We start from the raw sequence: 328 nt of genomic DNA on the forward strand, positions 1-328 counted from the left end.
GTTTGATGTGAGCTTATAAATAGTCGCACAAAGCTTTATTGATCTTTTCCAAACATTCAATTCCTTGTAGTTATGCATGGCTATTGTCATTAAGTCTAACGTCTTGTGTCTAGCGTCTAATGTCTTTTAGTACTACTTCAGTAACTCGTAAATACCCGCAACTCCCTGTCCGCCACCTACGCAGGCAGTGACAAGACCATATTTTTTATTTTGCCTTCTCAGTTCATTGAAAATCTGAATGGAAAGCTTGGCACCTGTGCATCCGAGTGGGTGACCTAGGGCCACTGCTCCTCCGTTGACATTGACGATGTCAGGATTCATGTCGAGG

Annotated in this window: 1 pseudogene; it reads right to left on the minus strand. The window is 43.0% G+C overall.

What is annotated here, in order from left to right:
- Positions 1–132 precede the first annotated feature (132 nt).
- Positions 133–328: pseudogene (locus ACNKXV_RS13825) on the minus strand (acetyl-CoA C-acyltransferase); the annotation flags it as partial.

It is taken from the genome of Christiangramia aquimixticola (assembly GCF_048285835.1).
Lineage (GTDB): Bacteria > Bacteroidota > Bacteroidia > Flavobacteriales > Flavobacteriaceae > Christiangramia > Christiangramia aquimixticola.